We start from the raw sequence: 13,972 nt of genomic DNA, 5'->3' as shown, positions 1-13,972 counted from the left end.
GGCGGGCGGGGGATGCCCGCCGCAGGCGCAAACGACCCGCACCCGAACGACAGGCCGCAAGGGGCACCCCGGGGCGCAGACGACCCGCACACGGCGACACGGGGTCAGGCAACCCCATCGGGATGAGGCAGAAGCACCACACGGTGCGCCCCCGCATCCGCGGCCACCGCGCTGTCGCACGCCGCGACGACCGTGATTCCCGCGGCCGCCACGCGCCGCAGCTCGCTCCACGCGCCGCGGCTGATGACGGTCGTCGTGACGGAGGGACCCCGGCTCCAGGGTGCGCTGTTGAGGGCGAGCTGCAGCGCCGAGCGCTGCGGCCCGGGCGGGCCGACCACGGCGATCAGTTCTCCCGTGGGCGTGGACAGTTCGGCTCCGGTGACGGTGGAGGTTGCCATGCCTGCCCCTCTCCTCGTTCTGGCCGGTATACGAGCAATGGGCGTTTCGCTCGGGGATCGACCCAGGTTTACCAAGGATTGGGCCGGATCAAGGGCGCGGCACTCCGGGAACGCCGGTTGCGGTGGGGGCGGCGGCCGTCTGGGCGGGCACCCCGGTGGCGTCCCGGTGGAGCACGAGCAGCGCCATGTCGTCGGTGAGCCGCCCCCGCGTGTGCCGCAGGAACGATGCCCGCACCCCGTCGACCAGGGACCGCGCGCACAACGCGCCGCCGCGGGCGGCCGCCTGGGCGGCCCCCTCCAGGGCCGGCAGCAGGGGGAAGAACTCCCCGGCGGCGTCCCGGGCGTCCATCACGCCGTCGGTGTGCAGGAACAGCGCCTGGCCGGGGAGGAGTTCACCGCACGGGACGGCTTTCGTGCCGGGACCGGGGTCGAACAGACCGAGCGGCGGGAACGGTTCGCCGGAATCCAGCGGGTGGGCGCGCAGGTGCCCGGGGCGGCCGGGGCGGAGCAGGTACGGCTGCGGATGGCCGCAGTTGATGACCTGGACGTCGCAGTCCTCGCCCAGTTCGAGCAGCATCAGGGTCACGAACTCCTCGGCGGCGTGCGAACGCCCCCGCAGGTGCCGGTGGAGCGCCCGGTCCAGGCGCCGGAGCACGCCGGCGAGCTCCGGCTCGTCGTGCGCGGCCTCCCGGAAGCTGCCCAGCAGCGCGGCGACGGTGCCGATGGCCTCGAGACCGTGGCCGCGCACGTCGCCGATGACCGCGCGCACGCCGTGGGGCGTGGCGAGCACCTCGTACAGGTCGCCGCCGACGCGGGCACCGCGGCTGGCCGAGAGGTGGTCGCCGGCCACCGCGAGGCCGTCGACGTGCTGCGGCAGCGGGGGCAGCAGCACCTGCTGGGCCGCGAGGGCGATCTCCCGGGTGCGGTCGAGCTCGGCGGCGAGCCGGGCCCTGCGGTCGACGAGCAGGAAGCAGACGGCCAGGACGGCGAGGACGGCGACCTCGGTGCCGAGCCGTTGCCCGGTGTCCGGCACCGCGACGGCCGCCACGGCGAGCGCGCCGCTGGCCAGGACGCAGCGGCGGCGTCCCGTCCCGGCGCAGGCGATCACGGGGGCCGCGACCACGGCGGGCACCCACTGGACTCCCCCGGGCACCGCGTAGACCAGGCCCAGCACCGCGGCCACCCACAGCCCCGGCAGCGACAGGAGCGCGAGCCCCCGCGCCCTGTTGCCGTTCGGGCGGCCCACTGCCCTGGGTCGGATCATGCCTCGGGGCTCCCCCTGAAGCCGTTGACGCGGTCGGCGACGACACAGCCCCCGCGTCGAGTGGGCCCTGGTTCGCGATCGATTGTGGCGACTCGGCGCGACGAACCGGATACCCAGTGGAGCCATTTCACCCGATCGGGCTACGTGACCGGCGGGAACGCCGGTGGGGCGCACCCGGCGGACCGGGGGCGCCCCACAGGGACCCGCATGCGTGCGCCTCAGGCGCCGCGCAGGGCCGCTCCCGTGTTCTCCGCCGCGGCGGCGACGGCGGCGTCACGGGCCGCGGAGGCCTCCTCCGCGGTGAGCGTACGGTCCGGGGCGCGGAAGCGCAGGCTGTAGGCCAGCGACTTCTTGCCCGCGCCGATCTGCTCACCGGTGAAGATGTCGAACAGCCGCAGCGATTCGAGCAGTTCGCCGGCGCCGGAGCGCAGGGCGCCCTCCACCTCGGCGGCCGGGACGGAGGCGTCCACGACCAGGGCGACGTCCTGGGTGGCCACCGGGAAGGTGGACACACGGGGCGCGACGACCGGGCCGCCGGCGGCCCGCTCCAGACGGTCGAGGTCGAGTTCCATGGCGGAGGTGCGCTCCGGCAGGTGCAGCGCCTTGATCACCCGCGGGTGCAGCTCGCCGGCGTTGCCGACCAGCACCTCCTCGCCGTCGACGACCGCGAGGAGTGCGGCGCAGCGGCCCGGGTGGAAGGGTGCCTGCCGGTCCTGGCGGACGATCAGCTCGACCCCGGCCTCGCGGGCGACGATCCGGCCCGCCTCGATCGCGTCGGCCGACCCCGCGGGACGGCCCGCGCCCCACCAGCCGGCCTGCTCACGGGCTCCGGCCAGGACGACGGCGACGCGCCGCGGCTGCCGCGGCAGGGCGGCGTCCAGCGCGGCGATCTCGGCGTCGGTCGGGCGCCGGTCGACCGGCAGCCGCGGCGGCGCGGGCTCCTCACCGCTGGGGCGGAAGACCAGGCCGGTCTCGAAGAGCGCGAGGTCGTGCGCGCCGCGCCCGACGTTGCGGCGCAGCGCGCCGAGCAGGCCGGGGAGCATGGACGTGCGGAGCGCGGGCTCCTCGTCCGACAGCGGGTTGGCCAGCTTGACGGTGATGCGGCGCGGGTCGTCCGCGTCGAGACCGAGCTGCTCGAAGACGGCCTCGCCGAGGAACGGGTAGTTCTGCACCTCGACGTAGCCGGCCCCGGCGAGCGCCCGGCCGACCCGGCGGCGCAGCTTCTGCGACTCCGTCAGTCCGCGGCCGGAGGGCAGGTTCGGCAGGGTGGAGGGCAGGTTCTCGTAGCCCTCCAGCCGGATGACCTCCTCGGCGAGGTCGTTGGGGTCGCGCAGGTCGGGCCGCCACGACGGCACGGTGACGATCAGCTCGTCGGCGCCGTAGACGTCGCAGCCGACCTGCTGCAGCCGGCGCACCACGGTCTCGCGGCCGTACGCCATGCCCGCCACCTTGTCCGGGTGGTCGGCGGGGATGGTGAGGGTGTGCGGCGCCGAGGGCGCGATGACCTCGGTGACGCCCGCCTCGGCGGTGCCGCCCGCGAGCAGCACCAGCAGGTCGACGGTGCGCTGCGCGGCGGCGGCCGCGGCCTGCGGGTCCACGCCGCGCTCGAAGCGCTTGGACGCCTCGGAGGACAGCTTGTGGCGGCGCGCGGTGCGGGCGATGGCGACCGGGTCGAAGTGCGCCGCCTCGATGACGACGTCGGTCGTCGAGGCGCCGGTGTCGTCGATCTCGGTGTTGGCGCCGCCCATGACCCCGGCCAGGCCGATCGGCCCGCGGTTGTCGGTGATCACCAGGTCCTCGGCGTCCAGGACGCGGACCTGGCCGTCGAGCGTGGTCAGCTTCTCGCCCGGCTGGGCCCGGCGGACGCCGATGGCGCCCTCGATGCGGTGCCGGTCGTACGCGTGCAGGGGCTGGCCGAGCTCCAGCATCACGTAGTTGGTGACGTCCACGGCGAGCGAGATCGGGCGCATGCCGGCCTTCTGCAGCCTGCGCTGCAGCCAGATCGGCGAGCCGGCCTCCGGGTCGAGCCCGGTGACGGTGCGCGCGGTGAAGCGGTCGCAGCCGACCGGGTCGGCGACCCGCACCTCGTAGCCGTAGGAGTTCGGGCCGGGCACGTCGAGCAGCGCCGGGTCGCGCAGCGGCAGACCGTAGGCGATGGCGGCCTCGCGGGCGACGCCGCGCAGGGACAGGCAGTAGCCGCGGTCCGGGGTGACCGCGATGTCCAGCACCTCGTCGACGAGTTCCAGGAGCTCTATGGCGTCGGTGCCGGCCTCGTGCTCCGGCGGCAGCACGATGATGCCGTCGTGGTCGTCGCCCATGCCGAGCTCGCGGGCGGAGCAGATCATGCCGTGCGAGTTGCGGCCGTAGGTCTTGCGCGCGGAGATCTCGAAGTTACCGGGCAGCACGCCACCGGGGAGGATGACGACGACCTTGTCGCCGACGGCGAAGTTGCTCGCGCCGCAGACGATCTCCTGGGGCTCGCCGGTGCCGTTCGCGGTGCCGACGTCGACGGTGCAGAAGCGGATCGGCTTCTTGAAGCCGCTCAGCTCCTCGATGGTGAGCACCTTGCCGACGACCAGCGGGCCCTTGAGCCCGGCGCCGAGCTGCTCGACGGTCTCGACCTCGAGGCCGGCGGAAATGAGCTTGGCCTGGACGTCGCGGCCGGACTCGCCGGCGGGCAGGTCGACGTACTCCCGCAGCCAAGAAAGCGGGACCCGCATCAGATCTCCATCCCGAACGGAAGGGTGAAGCGCACGTCACCCTCGACGATGTCTCGCATGTCCTCGACGTTGTGACGGAACATCAGCATGCGCTCGATGCCGAAGCCGAAGGCGAAGCCGCTGTACTTCTCCGGGTCGACGCCGCAGGCGGTGAGCACCCGGGGGTTGACCATGCCGCAGCCGCCGAGCTCGATCCAGCCCTCGCTGCCGCAGGTGCGGCAGGGACGGTCCGGGTTGCCGACGGACTCGCCGCGGCAGACGTAGCAGACCATGTCCATCTCGGCGGACGGCTCGGTGAAGGGGAAGTAGTTCGGGCGGAGCCGGGTGGTGATGTCCTCGCCGAAGAGCGACTGGACCATGTGGTCCAGGGTGCCCTTGAGGTCGGCCATGGTCAGGCCCTCGTCGACGGCGAGCAGCTCGACCTGGTTGAACACCGGGGTGTGGGTGGCGTCCAGCTCGTCGGAGCGGTAGACCCGGCCGGGGCAGATCACGTAGACCGGCGGCTCGCGGTCGAGCAGGGAGCGGATCTGCACCGGGGAGGTGTGGGTGCGCAGCACGACGCCGCTCTCCTCCGGGCCGGAGCCCGCGGGCTTGTCGCCCTCGACGAAGAACGTGTCCTGCATGGTGCGGGCCGGGTGGTCCGCCCAGATGTTGAGGGCGTCGAAGTTGAACCACTCGGCCTCGACCTCGGGGCCCTCGGCCACCTCGTAGCCCATGGCCACGAAGACGTCCTCGATGCGCTCGGAGAGCGTGGTCAGCGGGTGCCGGGCGCCGCGCGGGGCACGGTCGTACGGCAGGGTGACGTCCACCGCCTCCTCGACCAGCACACGCTCGTCGCGCTCGCTCTCCAGTACCTCCTGGCGGGCCTTGAGCGCCTGGTTGACCGTGCCGCGGGCCTGGCCGACGCGCTTGCCCGCGTCCGCCTTGGCGTGCGGCGGCAGTGCGCCGATCTCACGGTTGGCCAGGGCGAGCGGCGAGCGGTCCCCGGTGTGGGCGACCTTGACCTCGCGCAGCGCGTCAAGGTCGGCGGCCTCCGCGATCGCGGCGAGCGCCTCGTCGCGCCGGCGCTCGATCTCTTCCGGTTTCAGTGCCTCGACCTCGACAGGGTCGTACGACTTGTTCGGTGCCGACATTTCTTCCCGTTCCGATGTGGGTGATGGCGTGGCCGACCTGCCTGCCCGACCGCTGAATGCCAAGGGTCGAGTCTATCGGGGCCACGGGGAAAGGCTGGTCACGCCCGTCGGGGCCGGTGGAATACCACGCTCGCTCAGGCCATGAAGGCCGGCGCCCCGACGGGCAGGATAAATCGGAACTGGGCGCCCTTGCCGGGCGCGCGGCCCACGATGATGGTGCCGCCGTGGGCCTCGACGATGCCCTTGACGATGTAGAGGCCCAGGCCCGTGCCGCCGCGCTTGCTGCCCCGCCAGAAGCGGGTGAAGACGCGGTTCATGGACTCCTCCGGGATGCCGGGGCCCTCGTCGCTCACGGTCACTGCCGTTCCGGACCATCCGCGCTCGCGCGGTGACGACGAAGGTGCTACGTCAATGGTGACAGTTCCCTCGCCGTGGCGCACGGCGTTTTCCAGCAGGTTCCCCAGGATCTGGTCGACCTTGTCGGGGTCGGCCCACAGCGACGGCAGCGACTTGGTCACCCGTACGGCGAAGCGGTCCGCGGGCTGTCCGGCGGCGACGAGGGCGTCCACGTGGCGCCGCACCGCGGCGGCGATGTCGACCGGCTGGCGGCGCACCTCCAGTCGGCCGGAGTCGATGCGGGAGATGTCGAGCAGCTCGGCGATCAGCCGGGTGACGCGGTTGGCGTCGGCGTGGACGGTCTCCAGCATGAGCTTCTTCTGGTCCTCGGTGAAGCGTTCCCACTTCGCCAGCAGGGTGGCGGTGAAGCCCTTGACGGAGGTGAGCGGGGAGCGCAGCTCGTGCGCGACGGTGGCGATCAGTTCGGCGTGGCTGCGCTCGGTGCGCCGCCGCGCCTCGGTGCCGCGCAGCGCGACGACCAGCCGGCGCACCTGGCCGGTGGGGTGGTCGCGGACGTACCTGGCGGAGACCAGCACCTCGCGTCCGCCGGGGAGCAGCAGGTTGCGCTCGGGCTGCCCGGTGCGGGTGGCCAGGCCCGCGTACGGGTCGGTGAGCTGCCACCAGCGGCGTCCGTCCAGGTCCTCCAGGGGCAGCGCCTGCTCGATGGGGCGGCCGAGGACCTCGGCGGGGTCGAGCGCGGTGATCCGGGCGGCGGCGGCGTTGAAGCAGAGGACGAGTCCGTGCTCGTCGGCGACGACGAGGCCGTCCGGGAGTTCGTCGGGCGTGATGCCGAGTTCGGTCAGGACAGTCGGCCAGCCCTCCGGCGCGCTCGGCGGCGTGCCGCCGGTCGTCCTGACGTCCATCCCCGTAACCCCCTCTCCAAGGCGGTCCCCGAGGGCGTCACATTACTAGCTCATTGTTACGGTGCGGCACCCTCCGGGAGCACGCTGCGCGCGGGCGGAGGCGTAGAGGCACACGGCGGCGGCCGTGGCGAGGTTGAGGCTCTCGGCGCGGCCGTGGATGGGGACGCGCACCACTTCGTCCGCGAGTGCGCGGGTCTCCTCCGGCAGACCCCAGGCCTCGTTGCCGAAGATCCAGGCCGTGGGGCCGCCCATCGTGGCCTCGTCCAGTTCGGCGTCCAGGTCGCGCTCCCCCGCGCCGTCGGCGGCGAGCAGCCGGACGCCCGCCCCGCGCAGGCCGTCGACCACCGTCTCCATGGGGACGCCGACGGCGACCGGCAGGTGGAAGAGGCTGCCGACGGAGGCCCGTACGGCCTTGGGGTTGTACAGGTCGACGGAGGCGTCGGTGAGGACGACCGCCTCCGCCCCGGCGGCGTCCGCGCAGCGCAGCACGGTGCCGGCGTTGCCGGGGTCGCGCACGTGGGCCAGGACGGCGACGAGCTTGGGCCGGGCGCGCAGGATCTCCTCGAACGGGGTGTCCAGGAAGCGGCACAGGCCGATGATCCCCTGCGGGGTGACGGTGTCCGACATCTCCGCGACGACCTCGTCGGTCGCGGTGAACACGGGCACCCGGGCGGCGTGGGCCGCGGCGACGATCCCCTCGTGCCGGGCGGCGGCCTCGGGCGTGACGTAGACCTCGACCAGGTGCGCCATGGCCTCGCGCACGGCCTGCGGACCCTCGGCGAGGAAGCGCCGCTCCTTGCCGCGGAAGCTGCGCTTGGCCAGCCGCCGCGCGGCGACGACGCGGGGGGATCGCAGGGAGGTCAGCTCGGGGCCGGGCATGGGGGTGCACTCACTTCGGTCGGGTCCGGCCGGACGCGCGGCGCGGCGCTCCGGGACGCAGCACGGACCCGCAGGCACACGGCCTGCGGGTCCGGAAGAGCGTGGGTCAGGCCGCCTTGGGGGCGTTGACGTCACTCGGCAGGGCCTTCTGGGCCACCTCGACCAGCGCGGCGAACGCGTTGGCGTCGTTCACGGCCAGCTCGGCGAGGATCTTGCGGTCGACCTCGACGTTGGCGGCCTTCAGACCCTGGATGAAGCGGTTGTAGGTGATGCCGTTGGCGCGGGCAGCGGCGTTGATGCGCTGGATCCACAGCTGACGGAAGTCGCCCTTGCGCTTCTTGCGGTCGTTGTAGTTGTAGACGAGGGAGTGGGTGACCTGCTCCTTCGCCTTGCGGTACAGGCGGGAACGCTGGCCGCGGTAACCGCTGGCCTGCTCGAGGATCGCCCGGCGCTTCTTCTGGGCGTTGACTGCCCGCTTGACGCGTGCCACTAGATAACTCCTTCTAAGGGACCGTGGGGGTGCTCACACGGCCCGAAAACGAATGGGTCCCGGTCCAACATCGCGCCCCCTGGTCGAAGGGGGCGTGCCGTCACTTGCCGAGAAGCTTCTTGATCTTCTTGGCGTCGGGCTTGGCCAGGACGACAGTGCCGGTGAGGGCACGGGTCTTCGTCGACGGCTTGTGCTCAAGCAGGTGGCGCTTGCCGGCGCGCTCGCGGATCACCTTGCCGGAGCCGGTGATCTTGAATCGCTTGCTCGCACCGCTGTGGGTCTTGTTCTTCGGCATGCGCCGTAGTCTCCTCGTCGCTGGCCCTCCCGTCCGCCCTGGAGCGGACGGAGAGCGTCAGTCCTTCATTGCGTTACCCGGAGCGGAACTCCGGGTCCTGGCGAACGCCGTCAGACGGCGTCAGCTGGCGTCGGCGGGAGCGTCCTGCACGTGCTCCTGCTCCTCCTCCGACTCCTGCTCCTGATCATCGGGGTCCCTCGGCAGGCGACCGGCCTTGCGGGCGGCCTGCGCCTCGCGGGCTTCGGCCATCGCCTCGGTCTTCTTCTTGTGCGGACCGAGGACCATGATCATGTTGCGGCCGTCCTGCTTCGGCGAGGACTCCACGAAGCCCAGGTCCTGGACGTCGTCGGCGAGCCGCTGCAGCAGTCGGAAGCCCAGTTCCGGGCGCGACTGCTCACGACCGCGGAACATGATCGTGATCTTGACCTTGTCGCCCTGCTTGAGGAACCGGACGACATGACCCTTCTTGGTGTCATAGTCGTGCGGATCGATCTTCGGCCGGAGCTTCATCTCCTTGATGACCGTGTGCGCCTGGTTCTTGCGCGCTTCACGGGCCTTCATGGCCGACTCGTACTTGAACTTGCCGTAGTCCATGAGCTTGCAGACCGGCGGGCGCGCGGTCGCCGCCACCTCGACCAGGTCGAGGTCGTACTCCTGCGCAAGCTCCAGTGCCTTGGCAAGCGGCACGATGCCGACCTGCTCGCCACTGGGACCGACGAGTCGCACCTCGGGGACGCGAATCCGGTCGTTGATGCGGGGCTCGGCGCTGATGGGGCCTCCTCGGTAGCACCACGCGTCTGACTGGATTGACAGCCGCGTAACGTCTGAAACTTGGTCCGGCCCGTGAGGAGACGTCAAAAAACGCCCCATACGGGTCACAGGCGGATGCTCCAACAACCGGGAGCACCGCCGCGGAATTCCCCGCGGGGCGCATCGGGCGCCCTGTCCTCGTTCGGGGACACGGCACCTGACCGGTGACCCGCCGCCCTTGAAGAGTCGGCAAGGTGGGAGATCGGAGCCTCCACTTGTGGGCTGGAACGCTCCGTTTCCATGACGTCCACGGGGTGTCCAGCCGGTCGATCGTCAAGCATACCAGCGTCCGACCGCAGACCGTAATCGGCCGACGTGGCCCTATCGTGTGAGGCATGAGTGACGCCAGCCCCCAGCACGAGTCCCCCTCCGCGGACCGCCCCGACTTCGACACGCTGACCCGCGACATCGCGGACGTCCCGGCGGTCGAGGTGATCACCACGGTCGCGGTGCACCTGATGAGCGCGGCGGCGGTGAACCTCGGCCTCGCGGAGGACGGCGAGCGGCACAAGGACCTCGACGAGGCACGCAAGCTGATCACCGCGCTGGCCGGCCTGGTCACCGCCGGCGCGACCGAGATCGGTTCCTACCACGCCGCTCCGCTGCGGGACGGCCTGAAGTCGCTGCAGCTCGCCTTCCGCGAGGAGTCCGTCGTCCCCGACGCGCCGGGCGAGGGCCCGGGCGAGAAGTTCACCGGCCCCGTCCACGGCTAGTCCCCGCACCCGCGCCCCGCACCCCGCGCTCACGACGGCGTCGCCCCCGGTGGGGCGGCGCCGTCAGCGCGTGAAGAGCGGTTCGCCGGGCAGCCTGGTGTCGGCGGGGAGCAGTGCCAGTTCGATGCCGCGCACGAGCGCGCCGCGCAGCACCTCGTCCGCCGCGAGCGTCGTCGAGACGCGTTGGGCGACCTGACGCACGTCGGCGCCCGGGTCCAGGACCAGTCCCAGCGTGCCGTCGGAACCGGCGGAGGGGACCAGGTGCGCGCGGACCACCTCCGGCGCGGCGCCCACCGCGGCCCGCAGGGCCGCACGGACCGCCGGGTCGGCCAGCGGGTCCGCGCCCGCGCGGCCCGAGGCGACCGCGCGCAGCGCGGCACCGGTCAGCGCGTACGGCACGGGCCCGGCCATGTCGATCAGCAGCGTGTCGGCCTTCTCGTGCGCCAGCGCCTGCAGCGCCTGGCCCAGCGGTACGGCCACCGGCCGCGCGTCAGGCCGCCAGCGCGCGAGGGCCTCGGTGGAGGTGAAGGCCGGCAGCGCCCTGCGCCCGTCGGCCGCCTGGATGGTGGGCACCGCCATGTCGCTGGTCTTCTCGCGGCGCAGCCCCCCGGGGCCCTCCTCGACCTCCCCGAGCAGCGCCACCACCGGCACCAGGAAGCGCGCGCCCGGGAGGGCGGCGAGCACCTCGGGTTCGGCGGACGGGTCGGCGTCGTAGGCGGCGAGCGCCGCCGCGAGCCGGGGGTCGGCGGTGCCGTCGTCGTCGCCGAAACCGGGGTCGGGGATGTTCTTGAGAGCCACCTCCCGAGGGTATCCGGGGTGCCGGGCGGAGATTTCTTACGCCCCCTTCATCCGCCTCTCACGGATCGCGCAGTTTCCGTCCCTAGCTTCCGTGGGCATGGCTTCCGACGAACCCGCCGCACGGCGTCCCGGCCGTGCGGGCGCAGCTGCCCGTGTCCCACGCGCCCCGCACGGCATCGTGCGCGGTGTGACCGCGACCGCCCTCCTGGCGTGCGCCGTGCTCGGCACGGTGACGTACGGGTCGGCGTCGCCGCCGCGCACGGCGGCGCTCACCGCGGCAGGGACCGGCGGGGCGGCGGCGAACGTGGCGATCGTGAAGGCGAGAGTGGAGCCCGAGGTGGTGTGGAGCGAGGTACTGGAGACGGCGCTGCGGGACGTGTCGGGGGACCCGCGGGCGCACTGCTCCGTGGCGGTCCTGGACACCGCTTCGGGCGCCCGGGCGGTGCACGGGGACGGGCTGTACGACACGGCGAGCATCGTCAAGGTCGACATCCTGGCGGCGTTGCTGCTCCAGGCGCAGGACGCGGGAAGGGACCTGACGGAGCAGGAGGAGGCCCGGGCCGAGGTGATGATCGAGAACAGCGACAACGCCGCGGCCACCGCGCTGTGGCGGGCGATAGGCCGGGGCCCCGGGCTGGACGCCGCCAACCGCCGGCTCGGGCTCACCTCGACCACGGCGGGCAGCGGGCTGCTGTGGGGGCTGACCCAGACCACGGCGGCCGACCAGCTCACCCTGCTGCAGCGGGTGTTCGGCACCGACGGCGCCCTCGACGCGACGTCCCGCGCGTACGTGCGGCGGCTGATGGGCCGCGTCCCGGCCGCGCAGGCCTGGGGCGTGCCGACCGCGGCGGACGGCTCGTTCGAGGTCAAGAACGGCTGGCTGCAACGGAGTACGACCGGGCTGTGGGACATCAACAGCATCGGGCGGGTCCGGGCGGGCGGCCGGACCTACCTGGTCGCGGTGGTCTCCCGCGGCAGCACGACCCAGGCCGCGGGCATCACGCTGGTGGAACGGGCCGCGCGCGCGGCGGTGGACGCGTTCAGCCGCGCCGCCGGCCGTTCCGGGACGACGTGAGCCGGGGCCGCAGCCACAACAGGGCGGCCGCCGCGACCAGTCCGGTGCCGGCGATCGCGAAGGCCACGGCGACGCCGTCGCCCAGGGCGTCCCCGTCGGCGGCCGCGGCCGCCTTCGCCGCGTCGGGGCCGGCGCCGAAGTACTTGCGCGCGTAGGGGGCGGCGCTCGGCACGGCGCCCTCGGGCTTGAGCTTCGCCGCCGCCTTCAGCGCCGCCGCGGGGTCGACCAGTCCGTACCCGACGGCGTCGTCGCGGCCCTCCGCCGGGGTGTTCCGCGCCGACTCCTCCAGCAGCCGCTTCACCTGGGCGGGGCTGAGCCGGGGGTAGGCGGAGCGGACGAGTGCGGCGGTGCCCGACACGTAGGCGGAGGCGGTGCTGGTGCCCCAGCCCTCGTAGTAACGGCGGTTGGGGTCGGCGATCACGACGTCGACACCGGGCGCGGCGACCGTCGCGTACCAGCGGCGGGTGGAGAAGGCGGCACGGGAGCCGTAGCGGTCGACGGCGGCCACCGCGATGACGCCCGGGTACGCCGCGGGGTAGGAGGCCCGGTTGCCCTGCTCGCCGCCGTTCCCCGAGGAGGCGACGACGACCACGCCCTTGCGGAGGGCGTACTGGATCGCGTCGTCCTCCTGCGCCTCGGGGTGGGCGGTGCGGCTGTCGTCGCCGAGGGAGAGGTTGATGACGTCGGCGCCGTGGTCGGCGGCCCACCGGATGCCGTCGGCGAGGGCGCTGCCGCGCGTGGTGCGGGCCTTCTTCCGCTGCGGGTCCTTGTCCTCCAGGATCACCCGCACCGGCAGGATCCTGGCCTCCGGGGCGATGCCCAGCACACCGTCCGAACCGCCGGGGCCGTGGCCGTGACCGGCGATGATCCCGGCCATGCCGGTGCCGTGCCGGGCCCAGGCGCTGTCGCCGCGGCGGGCCCCGAAGCCGACCATGTCCTTGCCCTTGAGGACCTGCCCGGTCAGGTCCGGGTGGGTGCCGTCCACGCCCGTGTCGAGGACGGCGACGGTGACGCCCTCGCCCTTCGTGCGCTGCCAGGCCTCCTGTGCGTGCAGCGCGTCCAGCGCCCAGTCCGCGTCGCGTACGGCGTCGGCGTGGGCCGGGACGACGGGCAGCAGGGCGAGGGCCGCGGCGGCCATCCCGGTGGCCAGTCGCCTCATCCGGAACCTCCCGTCGGGGTGGCGGTCAGCGAGCCCGCGGCACGGCGGGCCCGGCTCTCGACGGCGTCGGCCAGGGAATCGGCCTCGTGGCCGAGTCCGGCCTGGGCGGGCGCGGCCGTGGCGCCCGCGGTGACGGCCGAGGCGGCGGGCTGCGGGGTCGCGACCTCTCGGTCGTCGGCGAAGCCGCTCACCGCGTACACGACGACGGGGAGGTCGGCGGCGACCGTGACCGTCCAGCTGGCGCGCTGGCGGTCGCCGAAGCCGGCCGAGACGGTGCCCGGGAAGGCGACCGGACGGGGCATCAGATCCCCGCGGGAGCCCAGGCGTTCGGCGGACCAGCGGTCACGCAAAGCGCGCATCGCGGGGGCGTCCGCCCTGGTGACGAGCAGTCCGACCGTGGTCACGGCGCTCGACGTGGCGTCGGTGTACGTGGCGCGCAGCAGCTTCACGCAGCCCGCGGGGCGCAGCACCTTGGCCAGCTGCGGGTCGAAGGCCTCCTGGCAGTTCCCGGCGGGCGCCACGCCGATCCGCGTCCAGGTGCGTTCGGCGCCGCCCGGGCCGAGGCCCTTGCCGTGCAGGGTGGGCGGGAAGAGCGTGTCGACGGGCGTGCTGTGCCACAGGCCGCGGGCGAGTGCGAAGTCGCGCTTGCTCGCCTCCGCCGCCGTGGGCGTGGGCGCGGCCGGATCGTGGTTGATCCACATCCCGGCGCCGGCGCCGCCGAGGAGGCCGAAGCCCAGCACCAGGCACAGCGCGGCGGCGGCGGTACGCGGCCGGGCCCGGTCGGCGTGCGAGGAGGGCGCGTGCGGCGGCCGGGGAGGGTGCGGCGGAGGTGCGGAGGGCGGGACGGGCGACGACCAGGCCGCGGCCGGGGGTTGCCCGGGCACGGGCGGCGCACCGGGCACGGCCGGGGGCGGCACGGGGCCGGCCGGGTAGGCGACGCCGACGGGGCCCCGCTCGCCTGCGGGCCACGGGTACGGGG

14 protein-coding genes are annotated in these 13,972 nt (G+C 73.7%); 2 read left to right on the top strand and 12 right to left on the bottom strand.

Annotation, left to right across the window (positions count from 1 at the left end; genetic code table 11):
- Nucleotides 1-104: 104 nt before the first annotated feature.
- The 9 genes from PV350_RS37210 to infC form a co-directional block, all read right to left on the bottom strand.
- Nucleotides 105-398 carry a hypothetical protein gene (locus tag PV350_RS37210; RefSeq protein ID WP_499510885.1) on the bottom strand — a complete coding sequence of 98 codons (294 nt, stop codon included), beginning with the start codon at nt 396-398 and terminating at the stop codon, nt 105-107.
- Between the two features lie 88 nt (nt 399-486).
- Nucleotides 487-1,662 (bottom strand): PP2C family protein-serine/threonine phosphatase, encoded by a 1,176-nt coding sequence (locus PV350_RS37205; protein WP_499510886.1) that lies wholly within the window; start codon nt 1,660-1,662, stop codon nt 487-489.
- A 218-nt stretch (nt 1,663-1,880) separates the two neighbouring features.
- Nucleotides 1,881-4,382, bottom strand: a complete 2,502-nt coding sequence (gene pheT / locus PV350_RS37200; RefSeq protein ID WP_500337879.1) for a phenylalanine--tRNA ligase subunit beta — start codon at nt 4,380-4,382, stop codon at nt 1,881-1,883.
- Nucleotides 4,382-5,515 (bottom strand): phenylalanine--tRNA ligase subunit alpha, encoded by a 1,134-nt coding sequence (pheS, locus tag PV350_RS37195; RefSeq protein ID WP_499510888.1) that lies wholly within the window; start codon nt 5,513-5,515, stop codon nt 4,382-4,384. The genes pheT and pheS overlap by 1 nt, the downstream gene beginning before the upstream one ends.
- A gap of 134 nt (nt 5,516-5,649) precedes the next feature.
- On the bottom strand, nt 5,650-6,774 hold the full coding sequence (locus PV350_RS37190) for a sensor histidine kinase (protein ID WP_500337877.1): 1,125 nt from the start codon (nt 6,772-6,774) through the stop codon (nt 5,650-5,652).
- Between the two features lie 45 nt (nt 6,775-6,819).
- Entirely contained in the window at nt 6,820-7,653 is an 834-nt protein-coding gene (locus tag PV350_RS37185) for a TrmH family RNA methyltransferase (RefSeq protein ID WP_499510890.1), read from the bottom strand.
- Between the two features lie 106 nt (nt 7,654-7,759).
- On the bottom strand, nt 7,760-8,143 hold the full coding sequence (gene rplT, locus PV350_RS37180) for a 50S ribosomal protein L20 (protein WP_018564305.1): 384 nt from the start codon (nt 8,141-8,143) through the stop codon (nt 7,760-7,762).
- Nucleotides 8,144-8,243: 100 nt separating this feature from the next.
- Nucleotides 8,244-8,438 (bottom strand): 50S ribosomal protein L35, encoded by a 195-nt coding sequence (gene rpmI, locus PV350_RS37175; protein ID WP_018564306.1) that lies wholly within the window; start codon nt 8,436-8,438, stop codon nt 8,244-8,246.
- A gap of 120 nt (nt 8,439-8,558) precedes the next feature.
- Entirely contained in the window at nt 8,559-9,245 is a 687-nt protein-coding gene (gene infC, locus PV350_RS37170; RefSeq protein ID WP_499516776.1) for a translation initiation factor IF-3, read from the bottom strand.
- A 338-nt stretch (nt 9,246-9,583) separates the two neighbouring features.
- Here infC and PV350_RS37165 point away from each other — a divergent pair, with 338 nt between their 5' ends.
- Nucleotides 9,584-9,961, top strand: a complete 378-nt coding sequence (locus tag PV350_RS37165; protein ID WP_431960495.1) for a DUF1844 domain-containing protein — start codon at nt 9,584-9,586, stop codon at nt 9,959-9,961.
- A 63-nt stretch (nt 9,962-10,024) separates the two neighbouring features.
- Here PV350_RS37165 and PV350_RS37160 read toward each other — a convergent pair whose 3' ends face one another.
- Nucleotides 10,025-10,759: an SseB family protein gene (locus tag PV350_RS37160; protein WP_500337876.1), complete on the bottom strand. Its 735-nt coding sequence runs from the start codon at nt 10,757-10,759 to the stop codon at nt 10,025-10,027.
- Between the two features lie 187 nt (nt 10,760-10,946).
- Between PV350_RS37160 and PV350_RS37155 the strand changes: the two genes are divergently transcribed.
- Entirely contained in the window at nt 10,947-11,834 is an 888-nt protein-coding gene (locus PV350_RS37155) for a serine hydrolase (RefSeq protein ID WP_499510892.1), read from the top strand.
- Here the strand turns inward: PV350_RS37155 and mycP are convergent.
- On the bottom strand, nt 11,800-12,993 hold the full coding sequence (mycP, locus tag PV350_RS37150; RefSeq protein ID WP_499510893.1) for a type VII secretion-associated serine protease mycosin: 1,194 nt from the start codon (nt 12,991-12,993) through the stop codon (nt 11,800-11,802). The two genes, PV350_RS37155 and mycP, sit on opposite strands and share 35 nt — an antisense overlap.
- Nucleotides 12,990-13,972: hypothetical protein (locus PV350_RS37145; protein WP_500337875.1), on the bottom strand; the 983-nt coding region annotated here is incomplete at its 5' end. The genes mycP and PV350_RS37145, both read right to left, overlap by 4 nt.

Origin of the sequence: Streptomyces sp. PA03-6a (genome assembly GCF_033792765.1) — a bacterium.
In the GTDB taxonomy this organism is placed as follows: domain Bacteria; phylum Actinomycetota; class Actinomycetes; order Streptomycetales; family Streptomycetaceae; genus Actinacidiphila.
Note: the sequence above shows the minus strand (reverse complement) of the source record. Positions and strands in the feature narration are given on the sequence as shown.